Genomic DNA, 13860 nt, shown 5'->3' with positions numbered 1-13860 from the left:
AGTATACAATAGTTTTGGAGTTATGAGTAAAATAATCTTTGAGGTGACAAAAATGAAAAAAATCCTCGTTTTGCATACAGGTGGCACCATTGCCATGAAAGAAGATGTGTTGACCGGTGGTGTCAGTCCAGACGTCACAAACCCATTGATGGACGCCCCTATCCATATCGATGACGATGTTGAACTGATCGTTGAAGATATCTTTAATCTACCTAGTCCTCACATTGCACCTGAGCAAATGCTGCAAATCAAAGAACGCATCCAGTTGGCTCATTTAAGTGGAATCGATGGCGTAGTTGTCACTCACGGAACAGATACATTAGAAGAAACTGCCTTTTTTCTAGATACAACGATCGGCAATCGGCTGCCTATCGTCATTACAGGTGCCATGCGCTCCAGTAATGAAGTCGGTAGTGACGGTTTATATAATTTTGAAAGTGCCATTCGCGTAGCAAAATGTGATGATGCTCAAAAAAAGGGTGTTCTAGTCGTTATGAATGACGAAATCCACTCTGCTCGTTATGTCACAAAGACGCATACAACGAATGTTGCAACTTTTCGCACGCCAACACTAGGTCCCATTGGGCTGGTCACAAAAAATCGAATATTATTCATGCAGGAACTATTAGAGAGTCGCCAATTGGATGTTGATCGGGTCGATGGCTTGATTCCGATCGTTAAAGCCTATGCCGGCATGCATGGAGAACTTTTTGAGGCCTTAGCAGAATCCAATATCGATGGATTGGTCATTGAAGCCCTCGGAGCTGGCAATCTACCACCCCAAACATTACCGCCGCTAAAAAAATTACTGGCGAAACAAATCCCAGTCGTACTAGTCTCCCGCTGTTTCAACGGTATTGCCGAACCTGTCTATGGTTATTCTGGAGGCGGAAAAGAACTGCAGGAGATGGGAGTCATCTTTTGCAATAGCATCAACAGTCAAAAAGCCCGAATCAAATTGCTGATCGCCAAAAATCGTCGGCTGCCATTAGTTGAATTACACGACTTTATGGAAAACTGATTGTTGACTTTTTTAGAAACTAAACTGACAAAAAACCGCACCTTCGCTTGTTCTTAGCAACTGACCTTTTCTTTTTTAAGAGAAGGTCAATCGCTAAGAACAGACGATTGTCAGTGCGGTTAGTTGTTTTCATTATTTTTTGTTCGTTCATGCCACTTCATTGCGGCTTCGCAGTACGTCGTCTCTCCGATTCTGATCTCATGTAATGTTTCCAAATGGTTCTCGTCCCGAATCGTTTCAAAATGACTTTCTACCAAGTTCCCGTACTCAACTTCTCGGTCAAAACGAATCGTTATTTCCTTCACCTGATGCGTCGTCAAAAATTCATAGCCTAAAACATCCAGCAACCAATTAAAATACATTGCATTGTTGACGTGCTGATTGCTGTCGATATCATAAAACCGAACCCGATAAGGTAAAAAATGTCCTTTTTCTGGGGAATTGATTTTAGGATAGCGCTTGATGCGCTTGATTTTCTCACTTTCAAAAGGAGCGACGATCTCATCTGGAACACTGCTGACTTTGCGTGTTGCCAAATCCATCAATGCAAAAACCGACTCGATCTTCACTAATTCATTTCCTTGGGCGTCGTGCAGCCAGAAATAGCGGTAGCAAAAATATTTATTGTATTCTTTTGCTTGTGTTGAGACCATGATCTGTTCCCCGACCATCGGCAACCGATTGACCGTGATATGGTAAGTAGTAATGATCCATGTCAGTCCAAAAGAGCGAATGTATTCTGGCCCACGCTCCAATACTGCACTTTGCTCTTCGGATACTTTGATTGCCACTCCCAACATTGCTGGAAACGTCATTGTCTGATTGATATCGCACTCATAATAAGCGACTTCATGTTCTTTTTGATACTTTGCTACCATCTTGCCAAATGCCTCCTAATATCTACTCAAAATCTCATCTACATTATTGCCGTAACTTTCACCGAATAGATTCAAATGAACCAATAAATAGTACAACTGATACACAGGAACCCGCTCTTGCCAATCTTTTTCCAGCGGGAAGACTTGCTGATAGCGTTGGAAAAATTCCGGACGAAATCCGCCGAATAATTGCGCCATCGCCAGATCAAGTTCGCGATCACCAAAGGATACAGCCGGATCAATGAAAACTGGATCACCCTTCTGATCAAACAGCACATTGCCGCGCCAAAAGTCACCATGCAGTAAAGACGGTTGAACCTGTCGACCTGACCACTCTTGATACAGCGTTTCTTTCAGATTTAGGTACTTATCTTCTCGGCGAGGATTCCAATGATTTCCTAACTTGGCCAATTCCACCTGAACGTCTAAGCGGCACGTGGTATAAAAACTCACCCAATCCTCTGCCGCGGGATTCACCTGCGGCAATAAGCCAATAAAGTTGTCCTGTTCAAATCCAAACGTTGGGCTTGTTTGCCGATGGATCTCAGCTAAAGCAGTGGCGATCGACTCTTGATCACCTTCACCAACATCGATCCATTCTAGCAAAAGGTAGGCGCCATGTTCGTTATCTCCATATTGATAAACGGCGGGTACGCGAACATAGGGACGTAATTGTGCCAGTCCTGCTGCTTCTGCTTGAAAAAACTGCTGGGATACTCCTGGATGATACTTCAAGAAATACTGTCTTTCTTCTGACCGCAACCGGAACGTCTGATTCACGTCACCCCCGCTGATCGGCGTTAATGTTCCGGATAACCCAAACTGGGCAAGCAATTCCTGATTCATGTTGGACACATCCTTTACTCGGTAAAGTGGGCGTGAAAATACTCTTTTTCGTCTTTTGTGATTGCCAGTCCTTCTTTTAAATACTGATCCACCGTGCCAAATTCTTTTTTGATCGCTGCTAAACTTTCATCAAGAAAACTTTCTTTTGCACTCATCAATGTGGTGATGGCTTCAAGAACTTCAGGCGGCATTTGCTGCGCCATAGGAGCAAATTTTTCTTTTAAAAAAGGCCCCAGATAGCGATTCGTTGCCAGATAGTCTTGTTTGATAGTTGATTGATCCACCTCTAATAAAGATAAGAGCAGAAATGCCCCGAAGCCTGTTCGATCTTTCCCTGCTGTACAATGAAATAAGGTTGCTCCTGCTTCCGCATTTTCTAATACCAAGTCAAAAAAATGACGGTATTGCTTTCGAGCATGCGGACTTTCGACAAAGTGGCGATATACCTTCTTCATCTGATCTTCTGCATCATCCCCATCTGCCAGCTTTTGCTTCAATGTCTCTGGTGATAAGGAAACCATCGTTTCATCTTCGCTAAAAATCGGCAAAAAGAACTGCTGGGCATAACGGATTGGCTGATCTGGCTGTGCTTTGGCTTCTTCATAGGAACGAAAATCAATGATTTGATTGATGCCATAGTTGCTCAATGTTGCTTGATCTGTCTCAGACAGCTCATTGATCGCGGCACTACGAATCAGTTTTTTCCGCTTAATGGTCTTCCCTGATGTCGTTTTATAACCGCCTAATTCTCTGACATTTGCTGCATTTTCTAACTGAATCAGTTGTGTCATCTTGATCCCTCCTGCGCCTGTATACAAAAAGTATAGCAGAAACCCATAAAAAAAGCGGTGAATATTTCTTTATTATTCTCTCATCTACTAAAGATAGCGGTCAGAGTAGGCCATAATGACACATAATAACAATAGTGACTCTGATTTTTGGTCACAAAAAAAGAAAGACCACACGCAGTCTTTCTTAATAAACACTCTTTTGTTATCACTTGATTTAGTAGCGGCTTCTACTTGAATCAATCGGCATCAATCACAGCTGTTTGACTTTCAAGTGTTGCACGATCTAGTTCATGGATACGACTGCTAGTCACCACACCGGCAACCATGCTGTCACTGACATTAACCAGTGTTCGAGCCATATCGATCAGTGGTTCAACAGAAATGACTAGACCAACGATTGCGATCGGCAAGTTCATTGATCCTAAAACGATCAATGAAGCAAAGGTTGCCCCACCACCGACACCAGCAACACCAAAAGAACTGATGGTTACGACCGCCACCAAAAGCAGGATAAACTGCCAATCAAAGACATTGATTCCTACCGTAGGCGCTACGATCGTGGCTAACATCGCCGGATACACACCAGCACAGCCATTTTGTCCAATTGACAAGCCAAAGCTGCCAGCAAAATTGGCGGTTGCTTCGTCGACACCTAGCGCTTTTGTTTGCGTTTCGATATTCAATGGCAACGCACCGGCACTTGAGCGTGAAGTAAAGGCAAAACTTAACACTGGAAAAGCTTTCTTGAAATAAGTAATTGGATTGACTTTTACACTCGCTAACAACAAGGAATGAACGAGCAAGACAATGATCAATGCTGCATAAGAAGCTAAAATAAATTTCCCAAGATTTAGGATCGCTTCGAAATCACTTGATGCTAGAACATTTGTCATCAACGCTAATACACCATAAGGAGTCAACCGTAACACAAGTGTGACGATTCGCATCACGATCTTGTACAAGCTGTCCATTAGATCAGCAAACGTTTGCGCCTCTTTCGGGGCTTTTTTCTTCACCCCTAAGTAGGCAATCCCTACAAAAGCAGAAAAAATCACCACTCCAATCGTACTCGTTGAACGTGTCCCAGCTAGATCGGCAAAAACATTATTCGGAATAAAGGATACGATCTGTTGAGGAATTGACAAGTCTTGGACTTGGGTAGAACGTTCTGCCAACTCAGCGATCCGTGCGGTCTCCGCTGCGCCTTCAGTAAAACTCGCACCGTCTAAACCAAACAACATAACCATCACGATTCCGATCAGTGCAGCGATTGCTGTCGTGCCCAACAAAGTAGCCAACACAGTAAAGCTGATTTTTTTGATTTTTTCGCTTTCTTTCATCTTGGTAAATGCCCCGACGATCGAAACAAAAACCAATGGCATGATCAACATTTGCAGCAGTGCTACATAGCCGTTCCCCACCATTGTGATCCACTCTAGTGCTTGGGTGATCACTTCCGAGCCAGTTCCAAAGATCGCCTGTAAGATACCACCAAAAAGTATCCCGACAAACAACGCTGTAAACACTCGTGTAGAGAATTTCAGATGACGCTTTTGCATCAGGTAGAACCCATAAATAAGGGCAGCAAAAATAAGTACAACAATAACTATAAACAGATTTGTCATTAGTCTCCTCCTTTAACATTAAGTAAAATGACAAAGTCTGTCAGTGGAAGTAAAGGTTCCCAGTGACCATTCTTCAACAGTTCACTCTAATGAGACGTGTGGCATCATTAGTGACTGTTCTATTTTATAGAAAGAATAGCGATCTTACAATTAATAAGTTTCACATTTTTCTGCTAAAGATCATAAAAATGGACAAAAAAAGCTGTGACAGCGCAGCTAATAAACGGTCCATCAAACAAATTGGTCTACCTGATAGAAAATGAACCGTTTCTATCTCAGTTCTCGTAAAATTTGTTCGATCGTCTCTTAACATACGCCCACAGCTTTTCATTTCTTCATTATGCTAAAGCTCCCATAGGGTCCCAAGGAGCTAAGACTTGCGGCTCTGCTTCAAAAGCAGCGAGTTGTTCGGCCGTCAAAAATTCCTTGCGAACAACGATTTGATAGGTGTACTCATCCATCCATTCATCACTCATTACAAAAAATCCATTGGTACCGACTTTTTCTCCCCAGCTGTTTTCGACTTTCCATTTTGTTGATTTGCCATCAACGATGTCCACACCAGTCAAGACCATCGCATGGGTCATCAGACTTTCACCATAATCTAAACGTTGAGCTTTCGTCATCGTGAAATCGATATCGAATAAGTCGTTCATATCATACGCATCCAATGCCATGATTCCAGAATCACGGGTAGAAGATTGCCCAACATCACAGCCAAACCAGACAGATTCTCCTTGTTCTAATTGGGCAATCGCCAATTTTTTGAATGTTTCCATATCCACATTCAAATATTTCACTTCTTTACCTCCAACAACGTTCCCCAACATTTCCACTGTATAGGACTTGTTATAAGGTTTGTCAGCAGTAGGGGCGTTGATGATGCTTACATAATCATCCAGATCTACCCCTACATATTTGTCATAAAATGTTTGCGGCGTCAGTCCGCGATCAATATGATAATTTTTCTCTTCATCACGGTATTCAAAGTCAAACGTTTCTGGTGGAGTCCCCAAAGAAGTCGCTAAGAAATTGTAGATTTCTTGTAGCATCCCTTCTTTTGCTTCTTGAATAGCTGCTTCGGATTGTCCATCCGCCACTAATTGGCGCAATGTCCCAGCATCTTTGCGCAATTTTTTGTTCAAGTAGTTGTTCAAGTCACGGGAATTCGATGAATTACTGCTTTCTGGCATCACTGCTTTTGGCACGACACCATATTTTTGAAAGATCGACACGATCATATCCCATTGTCCGCCATCTTGTTGGGGTGTTTGCAGCAAGAAAGCAACCTTGCGGCTAGATAAAGGCTCTTGTGCTGTTGCCAAGACATTTTCATAAAAATAGTTGGCTTTTTCATATTTATCCCAGAAAAAAGTATGGTTCTGTGACAATTCAAAGTCCTTCAAATTAAAGGCATTCAACATTTTGTGACGGAATGTGTTCAATGCTGCAAACATCCAGCAGCGACCTGATTGTTTTTGGTTTGACACTTTGCCAGTCGTCACATCAACTGAAAAGACTGGTACATTGTTGACATGACCTTGAATCGTTTCTGCTGAAGCAGTGATCCCGTTTTTGACCACGCCTCTTTGCAGTGCATTTTGCTTGTTATTTTGCTGATACGCTTCAGCAAATTTTTCAGTAGTATTTTTGGAAATTTCTGACATATTTCTCCATCCTTTCACTTTATTCTCTTCATTTTACTCTTGTCCAAATCAAATAACAACCGCCTGAGCAAAAGTCTGGCAGATCCAAACTTGCGAAGGCGGTGTTTCCATTTAGATTCAGTTCGCAATCATGAAGATACCCAAGCCCAATAGGACAAAAGAAATCCCTTCTTCAAAACGGGCGTAGAACTGCCGAACAGGTCTGCTGGCTAATAAGATCGTCAGTAAAACACTGACGACGATCAACGCCATAAACCCGAGCAGTGACAAGTTTAGTTCAGTGATTGCCAGTGCTCTCAATCCTTTAATAAAGATCCCTTGCAGCAAATAGACTAACAGTGTGTTCTTGCCCCATTTGGTAAAAAACAGCTGTTGCCGTGGGACGAGTCGCAGAAAACCAATGATCCCCAGCAATCCAATCACAAAGAACACCCCACGTAATGGTCCTCCGAACAATGGATAGCTCAGATAGTCTTCATAAGGTTTCGAGCCAAAGACCATGTACTTATTCATCCCATGGAAAAGCGCAATAAACAAGTAGATAATCGGCAAGAAAACCAGACTGATTTTTTTTATTCGTGTTCCTTGTAAAAACTGCATCTCATTTTTAGGAAAATAAAAACCGATGATAAAAAATGGTAGAAAGACAAATGTCCGCTGCAGTGTCAGAACTTGATTAATAAAAGGGAGGTAACCAGCAAAAATGCTCAGCAGCACACTAAGCAAGATGGCTTTTCTGGCAGTCATTTTCTGAAAAAAGACGAGGGAAAGCTGCCAAAAGAACATGCTGAGTAAGAACCACAATGCCCATTGAGGGTTGAGCAGCTGAATATTCAACGACGCGTCAAGTCCAATCACCCAGTAATAAACTGTATAAAAAAGTTGAAAAAACACATAAGGAAGTAGAAACTTTTTGACCAGATCTCGAACTTTTGAACCTTTTGTGAGCGGTTTGGCAAAATAACCTGCTAAAAAAACAAAGGCTGGCATATGAAAGGTAAAAATAAAATAGTACAGATCATGATAAAACTTGTGATCACCAATGAATGGTTGCAATAAGTGGCTGAAAACCACTAAAATCATTAATAAAAATTTTGCATTATCGAAGTAAGCCGTCCTCGGGGAATGGCTCATAATGTCTCCTCCTTTATTTTTTCTAACTAAAAGCATACCGTAAAATTCAGTCACTGCGATAACAAAGTGATTGCAAAACAGCAACGAAAAATTTCAGTTTATTACTCCTAATGCTGCGAAGTGAGTTCCTTATAGAGAGGATGATTATTGATTGCATGTTCCATCTATTTGTATTAATATAGATAATACAAAGGAGAGAGCGCCAGTGCAATTCGAAATTAAACCTCAAAGCAATACACCCATCTATCAACAATTACGCGATCAAATCATTCTTGGGATCGCAACAGGCGAATTAGCTGTCGGCGAACTACTTCCCTCTGTCCGTCAACTTGCAGAAGAGATTGGCATCAACACGATGACTATTTCTAAAGCCTATAATTCACTGAAAGAAGACGGGCTGCTGATTACCGATCGGCGCAAAGGAACTGCTGTCGCAGCGCCTCGCAGCTTTACCTTCTCCGAAGAGGAATATTATCAACAACAGCTGCAGCTGCAAGTAGCCTCTGCATTGATTCACGGAAAAAGCGAAGCAGCGATCATTGCCGATATTCAGCAATGTTTAGAACAGTTTTCTGAAAGGACCGAATTGAAATGAATTACATTTTCTTTGGCATAAATCTGATCGTCATTTTTTCTATCGCTTTTACAATGAATCTGCTCAGTAAGCCCCACAAAAACGTATTATTGGAAAATACATTATCTCCTGATCACTTGCAGCATCCGGACGTTTTGGCGTTAGTTGCTGAATACCGCCGCCGTATTATGCAGTTTGTCGGTATCTTAAGTGTAGCAAGTCTGATTTTTTTGTTCAATTTATATGACTCTATCCTCATGACCTTTTTCTGGCTGCTCTTGTTTTTGCTTCTGGGGGCAAGCTACGTCTTACAAATTCATTATATTGGAAAAATGCACGAACTAATTGAGCATAAGAACTGGGGACTCCCTATCGATCCTGTTTTAGTAGACACCAAATTGATCCAGCAAAAAAATAGAAAACTGTTGCCATTAGTCAGTTTTCTTCCATCATTGTTATTAGTCATTGCTGGTGTAATTTATTTCCCTACCGTGGAGAACGGACCCGATTGGCTATTCAGCCTCATCAACTGCTTGATCTTTTTGCTTTTCCTCTATTTATGGCAAGTGATTCGCCGCTTACCGGTACGTCCATTGACGAAGGATTTTCAAATCAATCAACAGTTCAATGATTTAACGAAATTCTATTGGTCCCTTCTGGTCGTCTTAATGAGCACGGGCACACTGCTATTGTTTTTTGTTCCACTGCTCTCGACCCAGTTGACGGGGGTAGTTGGAGAGTTATCCGCTGTTCTTTTCGTCTTGTTACTGGTCTTCTTGATGGTCGTTCCTTTTGGGCTATTGCTGCGATTACGAAAAAAACAAGATCAATTGTTGGCTTCTACGGAACAACGGTATTATGATGAAGACCGTTATTGGCGTTATGGCGTGTACATTAATCCAACAGATCCTCGATTATTTGTCCCTGACCGCGTGGGGTTGAATATCGGTATCAATTTAGGCAAAAAGACCGGAAAAGGTTTCGCAATCGGCACCGGCATTCTGATGATCGCGATCATGGTTGTCACTATCGTTCCTTTGTATCAATTAGATTTTAATCCTGATGCAATAAGTGGAGAGATGACAGATCAATCCGTACAGTTTGATGCCCCATTAGCTAGCCGAAAAACGATTCCGTTGGATGAAATCAGAACAGTCACGCTTGTTGATACACTTCCAGAGCCAACGGTTCGCACAATGGGGATGGCGACAGATCATTACCTGACAGGCAACTTTAATGTTGCTGGTCAATCTGCGAAACTATTCATGGACAAACGATCGCAACCCATTCTCCGGCTCTCGACAGCCGATATCACGATCTACTACACGAACAAAGACGCCTCTGAGACCGTCAAACTGTATGAGACTCTGGAGCAAAAGCTTCAGTAGGCAATAAGAAGATATTTAGCAAGCAAGACAAACAAGCGAAGCGACCCCTGCAATTAGTAAAAATTGCCCGAGTCGCTTCGCTTGATTTTTCATGCTTCTTAGCTATCAGGACTGTGCCATAAGTCATCATCCAACAAGTTAAACCGAATAATAGTCTGTTGCTAGGATAGATTCCTCTGACTTTTGCGACGAGGAGTCCCTGCACCGCAGGAGCAATAATCATTAATGCTCGGATAGTGTTACTTGTAGGAGACTTATGGCACAGTCCCAAAAATCGCTACATTGGTTTCAGATTCTTCGCTAGCCGTTCAATCATCCAAGACAAACGCTTTTCGCGTCCAGTGTCGGTTTTTGCATCATAGTATGCCCGCGTGTAGGTCTTTTTGACAGAGAGAGACATTGCTTGGAAATTTGTATAAGCTGCCTCATGTTTCTTTAATAAGCTTGCTACGGTATAGATTTGTTCCTCCGAAATCTTTGGAGACTGAACCGCATCCCATTGACCGTTTTTCTTGGCCTCTTCTATTTTTCTTCGACCATAATCAGTCATTAGTCCTTGGCTTTCCAATGTTTCAGCTAGTGCTTTGTTTTTTTCTGACCACTTGCTGTTCTTTCTGCGCCTCGCAAAGTATTTCTTGTATGTTTTATCATCAATCTTTTGCATGACGCCATCGATCCAGCCAAAACAAAGCGCTTCTTCAAGTGCCTCGTGAGCCTTTATCGTCTTAGGACCGCCAGCTTTTCCGATCAAAAGCCAAACCCCTTCACTTGATACACCATACTCTTGAAGCCAGTCACGAAATTCATTTCTATTTGTAAATGTGATGCTATTGTCCATAGAATCCCTCTCATCTTCTTTATCCACTTTGGACACCTTTTTAAGGAAACTGGGTCTTGACTTGCGCAATAGTCGAATGAGTCATTTTCCAATAAATCACTGTGGGGTAGGTCAACATATAAGCATCGTAAAGCAGCAGACAACTATCGAGTCTCTGAAATAAAGTGACTTCCCTATGTCGACTGCTTTGCTTATCCAAAAAACAAGTAGCCGCAAGGAGATAAACTGTTGAATCTATCTATAAAGCAAACCCCCCTGAAATTCAGGGGGGTTTGCTTTACCCATCCATCATCTTTTCATCAATGGGGACGTTTTATTTATGACTCCGGCAGTAGGACTCGAACCTACGACATCATGATTAACAGTCATGCGCTACTACCAACTGAGCTATGCCGGAAGAATCTACCTGTAATATAGCAAATATTCAGATAAGTTGGCAAGTGAAAAAAGAAATTTGTATGTGTCTGTAATTTTCCCAGAAGCTCTTTTCTCCTGTAAAAATTAGAGAACGATTAAAACACTACCGCATACGCATTTTGTGTTTATCGTTATTTTATTTGCTTTTCTATTTATTTCTTGTTGCTTTCTTCCCTTTCACTTTAACATATTTTACTCTTTTTGCAAGAGAGAAGTTAGAAAAAATTCTCTAAACGATTTATTTTATGAACAAAATAATTGATATTTGTTCTTGTAAATAACACAAAAACAAGGTAGAATTTAAGCTGTAAAAATTAGAGATTGATTTAGATTGGTCACAGTGCATAACCAATCTAAATGGCTCTTTGCTTTCTCGCAAAGGGTCTTTTTTTAATTTTTGTTGCCTTTGTACCAATCTATTCGCTCTCGAGTTCGTTGTGACGGATTTTGATAGTTGATTGCATAGGTTTTTACGCTGTCTACTTTTTGTCGCTCATCATCGAAAAAATGATTTGGATAATCTCCTAATTCCGACACTATGCGATCATCTAACGCAAAGGATTCTTTCCACTTCTCTAAAAAGATTTCCTTTAGTGTACCGTTGCGTTTCGTGGTCAATAACCAAGCCATTGCCTCTAAACCTCTTCCCCAATACTTACTATTGCGTTTCATACGGAAAGTCAAGATTCGGTGCAGACTTTCCATAATACCAATTCCTTGCTTTTCACCAGATAACTTGCGTAAGTAATACGGCTTGATAATTTTCCAATTTCGCCGCAAATACGCCCGTAACTTTTTGACATGAGTTTCTTGTTCTTTGGTTTCTGCATGTGATTCTAATGTATCTAAAGCACATTGTAGGTCTTTAGTAGAATAATTATTGATCGCCTTCTGAAAGACAGGGATCAGTTCTGGTACAAAGACACGCTGCTCTAGTTTCAATGTGATATGGTAACGATCTAAAAAGTGTTCATGTCCTTTTACTACTGGCAAAAGACTTTTAAACGTCTTTTGGCTATACCCTTTTCCACCATCTGAATTGGTCACAATCACGGTGTTTTTTAAGTCATAGGTACGATACAAATAGTTTTCTACATGATCCAACGTTTTCTTATGCCCTAAACCGACAAATTGTTTGAGATTTTTCGTCATTTTCCGTTGACCGTTGGTTTCTATTCCTTCGTGAACGATAAAATGGGCCAATTCCTTGCTTTTTCCATCTTTGCCACCCACAAATACACCATCCCCTTCGATATAGAGATAGTCCACTGTACGCTCGCCTTCTGTACCATATTCTTCAAGATAGGCTTCATGCTCTTTGTATTTCTCTCCGTATTCATGAACGACTTTCATGACAGTATCTTTTGAGGCTTGAACATTACCAACCACCTCAATCAATTCTGACGCTTTCCGGTAGGAAGTCACCATGCTTAATTCTGCCAATGCGTATTTTGTTCGTAAGGAATAACGATCATATCTCTCTAAACCAAGCAATTCATCGATTGGATAAATGATGTGTCCGTTTCTTTCGACAGATTTTCTTGTATACGTAAGCACGCCAAATAAGAACTGCACACTACGCTCGACAGCTTTTCCAACGGTATATCCTTTCACTTGATAACTTTGAATCAATTGCGGCTCTTGCCAATTGATCCATGATTGGAAAACACGATTCATTAGATTCGAAGAATAATTCATTAATTGTTTCTCTTTCTCTAACCCATCGTTGTCGGTGCGTAAAATTTCATGCAAGTCTGTCAAAAAAGCGGCAAACATGTCTATTTCGTGTCCTTTCTGTATCCATGATTATGTATGTACCAGGTAAAACTTAGACCTGGTAGGTTGTTTTGTGCACTGGTTCAATCATTTCAAGCAGTAATTGCGAGAGTTCTTCCGGCGTATGATTCTCAAGCAAACTTTTTAGTAAGTCTTTTAGTTGTTTACGTTCTATTTGTGATAATTCAGACTGTGCCAATGCTTCGTTGATATGTGCTAAAAAAGTTTCATTTGTCATAACTCGTTTTTCCCTTCTGCTTCGTTTTTTGATACTTCGCCAACTGTTCGATACATAAACGCAAAAACGTCTCTTCTGATATGATTTTCACATGTTTTTCGAGAGCTTGTTTTCTTTTCAATGATTCGCCAGAATCAAACAGCGTTACTGGATGTTTGCCAGCAACTAAGTAAGTCGTTTCTTTCGTGACCGACTGCTGAACACGACCACCTAAGGCAATTACTAGGTGTTGTGCTTGTTTGCGTGTAAAACAGTCCAACGTTCCGGTAAACACAAAAACCTCATGCATTTCTCCTACCTCTTACAATTGCCGAATCAATGCAGTTAAAAATCCGGAAGCATTTGGACGCCCTTTTGGGGTCACATAGCCTGCTTGTTTTGCTAAGTCATTTAATTTTTCTCGATCACTTGGATAAAGCGTAAATATATAATCCTCTTTCCGCTCTTTTTCTCGCTTAGCCATTTTTTGAATCGCCTTTGATGGTTGAAGAATGTTTTTTGTTTTAACTTGTTCTTGTTTGGAAACCTTTCGCTGTATCGCCTCAAAATGATTCATTATCCATACTCCTTTTTTTATAATAATTTTAATCTATATGGTCATTTTTTTACATAGGTATTTTACATAGGTATTTTCCATAGGTATTTTCCATAGGTATTTTCCATAGGT

General features: G+C 41.0%; 14 protein-coding genes and 1 tRNA gene. 3 read left to right on the top strand and 12 right to left on the bottom strand.

Annotated elements, in window-relative coordinates; genetic code table 11:
- Positions 1-52: 52 nt before the first annotated feature.
- Entirely contained in the window at positions 53-1021 is a 969-nt protein-coding gene (locus IGJ28_RS05775) for an asparaginase (protein WP_438845285.1), read from the top strand.
- 119 nt (positions 1022-1140) lie between these two features.
- Here IGJ28_RS05775 and IGJ28_RS05770 read toward each other — a convergent pair whose 3' ends face one another.
- The 6 genes from IGJ28_RS05770 to IGJ28_RS05745 form a co-directional block, all read right to left on the bottom strand.
- Complete coding sequence (locus IGJ28_RS05770) at positions 1141-1899, bottom strand: acyl-ACP thioesterase domain-containing protein (RefSeq protein ID WP_003127324.1); 759 nt, start codon at positions 1897-1899, stop codon at positions 1141-1143.
- Between the two features lie 15 nt (positions 1900-1914).
- Positions 1915-2745, bottom strand: a complete 831-nt coding sequence (locus IGJ28_RS05765) for a fructosamine kinase family protein (protein ID WP_103300551.1) — start codon at positions 2743-2745, stop codon at positions 1915-1917.
- Between the two features lie 14 nt (positions 2746-2759).
- On the bottom strand, positions 2760-3536 hold the full coding sequence (locus IGJ28_RS05760; protein WP_005471589.1) for a tyrosine-protein phosphatase: 777 nt from the start codon (positions 3534-3536) through the stop codon (positions 2760-2762).
- A 236-nt stretch (positions 3537-3772) separates the two neighbouring features.
- On the bottom strand, positions 3773-5161 hold the full coding sequence (locus IGJ28_RS05755) for an L-cystine transporter (protein WP_195957451.1): 1389 nt from the start codon (positions 5159-5161) through the stop codon (positions 3773-3775).
- Between the two features lie 338 nt (positions 5162-5499).
- Entirely contained in the window at positions 5500-6828 is a 1329-nt protein-coding gene (locus tag IGJ28_RS05750; RefSeq protein WP_005471586.1) for an aminopeptidase C, read from the bottom strand.
- A gap of 117 nt (positions 6829-6945) precedes the next feature.
- Positions 6946-7962 carry an acyltransferase family protein gene (locus IGJ28_RS05745; protein WP_005471584.1) on the bottom strand — a complete coding sequence of 339 codons (1017 nt, stop codon included), beginning with the start codon at positions 7960-7962 and terminating at the stop codon, positions 6946-6948.
- Positions 7963-8167: 205 nt separating this feature from the next.
- Here IGJ28_RS05745 and IGJ28_RS05740 point away from each other — a divergent pair, with 205 nt between their 5' ends.
- Both IGJ28_RS05740 and IGJ28_RS05735 read left to right on the top strand, forming a co-directional pair.
- Positions 8168-8557: a GntR family transcriptional regulator gene (locus tag IGJ28_RS05740; RefSeq protein ID WP_003127317.1), complete on the top strand. Its 390-nt coding sequence runs from the start codon at positions 8168-8170 to the stop codon at positions 8555-8557.
- Positions 8554-9924, top strand: a complete 1371-nt coding sequence (locus IGJ28_RS05735; RefSeq protein WP_252712076.1) for a PH domain-containing protein — start codon at positions 8554-8556, stop codon at positions 9922-9924. The genes IGJ28_RS05740 and IGJ28_RS05735 overlap by 4 nt, the downstream gene beginning before the upstream one ends.
- 277 nt (positions 9925-10201) lie before the next feature.
- On the opposite strand, the gene IGJ28_RS05730 is transcribed toward IGJ28_RS05735, so the two are convergent.
- From IGJ28_RS05730 to IGJ28_RS05705, 6 genes are all read right to left on the bottom strand, one after another.
- The gene (locus tag IGJ28_RS05730; protein ID WP_003127314.1) at positions 10202-10762 is read right to left on the bottom strand and encodes a YdeI/OmpD-associated family protein; all 561 of its coding nucleotides are present in this window, start codon (positions 10760-10762) and stop codon (positions 10202-10204) included.
- 323 nt (positions 10763-11085) lie between these two features.
- Positions 11086-11159: transfer RNA gene (locus tag IGJ28_RS05725), tRNA-Asn, on the bottom strand.
- Between the two features lie 410 nt (positions 11160-11569).
- Positions 11570-12940, bottom strand: a complete 1371-nt coding sequence (locus IGJ28_RS05720; protein ID WP_438845284.1) for an ISLre2 family transposase — start codon at positions 12938-12940, stop codon at positions 11570-11572.
- 67 nt (positions 12941-13007) lie between these two features.
- Positions 13008-13193 carry a hypothetical protein gene (locus tag IGJ28_RS05715; RefSeq protein WP_438845283.1) on the bottom strand — a complete coding sequence of 62 codons (186 nt, stop codon included), beginning with the start codon at positions 13191-13193 and terminating at the stop codon, positions 13008-13010.
- Positions 13183-13482 (bottom strand): BRCT domain-containing protein, encoded by a 300-nt coding sequence (locus tag IGJ28_RS05710; protein WP_438845282.1) that lies wholly within the window; start codon positions 13480-13482, stop codon positions 13183-13185. The genes IGJ28_RS05715 and IGJ28_RS05710 overlap by 11 nt, the downstream gene beginning before the upstream one ends.
- 12 nt (positions 13483-13494) lie before the next feature.
- Positions 13495-13749 carry a hypothetical protein gene (locus tag IGJ28_RS05705; protein ID WP_438845281.1) on the bottom strand — a complete coding sequence of 85 codons (255 nt, stop codon included), beginning with the start codon at positions 13747-13749 and terminating at the stop codon, positions 13495-13497.
- Positions 13750-13860: the final 111 nt, after the last annotated feature.

The organism is Enterococcus sp. AZ091 (assembly GCF_051714805.1).
In the GTDB taxonomy this organism is placed as follows: domain Bacteria; phylum Bacillota; class Bacilli; order Lactobacillales; family Enterococcaceae; genus Enterococcus_D; species Enterococcus_D gallinarum.
This window is presented reverse-complemented; position numbering and strand designations above follow the sequence as displayed.

Coding starts and splice junctions, on each gene's coding strand:
- IGJ28_RS05775 (WP_438845285.1), top strand. CDS start 53: ATGAAAAAAATCCTCGTTTTGCATACAGGTGGCACCATTGCCATGAAA.
- IGJ28_RS05770 (WP_003127324.1), bottom strand. CDS start 1,899: ATGGTAGCAAAGTATCAAAAAGAACATGAAGTCGCTTATTATGAGTGC.
- IGJ28_RS05765 (WP_103300551.1), bottom strand. CDS start 2,745: ATGAATCAGGAATTGCTTGCCCAGTTTGGGTTATCCGGAACATTAACG.
- IGJ28_RS05760 (WP_005471589.1), bottom strand. CDS start 3,536: ATGACACAACTGATTCAGTTAGAAAATGCAGCAAATGTCAGAGAATTA.
- IGJ28_RS05755 (WP_195957451.1), bottom strand. CDS start 5,161: ATGACAAATCTGTTTATAGTTATTGTTGTACTTATTTTTGCTGCCCTT.
- IGJ28_RS05750 (WP_005471586.1), bottom strand. CDS start 6,828: ATGTCAGAAATTTCCAAAAATACTACTGAAAAATTTGCTGAAGCGTAT.
- IGJ28_RS05745 (WP_005471584.1), bottom strand. CDS start 7,962: ATGAGCCATTCCCCGAGGACGGCTTACTTCGATAATGCAAAATTTTTA.
- IGJ28_RS05735 (WP_252712076.1), top strand. CDS start 8,554: ATGAATTACATTTTCTTTGGCATAAATCTGATCGTCATTTTTTCTATC.
- IGJ28_RS05730 (WP_003127314.1), bottom strand. CDS start 10,762: ATGGACAATAGCATCACATTTACAAATAGAAATGAATTTCGTGACTGG.
- IGJ28_RS05715 (WP_438845283.1), bottom strand. CDS start 13,193: ATGACAAATGAAACTTTTTTAGCACATATCAACGAAGCATTGGCACAG.
- IGJ28_RS05710 (WP_438845282.1), bottom strand. CDS start 13,482: ATGCATGAGGTTTTTGTGTTTACCGGAACGTTGGACTGTTTTACACGC.
- IGJ28_RS05705 (WP_438845281.1), bottom strand. CDS start 13,749: ATGAATCATTTTGAGGCGATACAGCGAAAGGTTTCCAAACAAGAACAA.